Genomic DNA, 270 nt, shown 5'->3' on the forward strand with positions numbered 1-270 from the left:
CGGAACTGCACTCTAATCTGATGGTGCAATCGTTGTTTGCCGACTTTGCGAAAATCTTCCCGGGTCGTTTCACCAACGTCACCAACGGTGTGACGCCGCGTCGCTGGCTAGCGGTAGCGAACCCATCGCTTTCAGCCGTGCTGGACGAACACCTGGGCCGTAACTGGCGCACCGACCTTAGCCTGCTTAATGAGCTGCAACAACACTGTGATTTCCCAATGGTTAATCACGCTGTGCATCAGGCGAAGCTGGAGAACAAAAAGCGTCTGG

1 protein-coding gene is annotated in these 270 nt (G+C 54.8%); it reads left to right on the forward strand.

Annotated features, from left to right (window positions below):
* A partial coding sequence (locus SB765_RS29935; protein WP_410932535.1) for a glycogen/starch/alpha-glucan phosphorylase occupies nucleotides 1–270 on the forward strand: 270 nt, incomplete at both ends.

It is taken from the genome of Pseudomonas sp. SIMBA_067, assembly GCF_046534675.1.
Classification (GTDB): domain Bacteria; phylum Pseudomonadota; class Gammaproteobacteria; order Pseudomonadales; family Pseudomonadaceae; genus Aquipseudomonas; species Aquipseudomonas putida.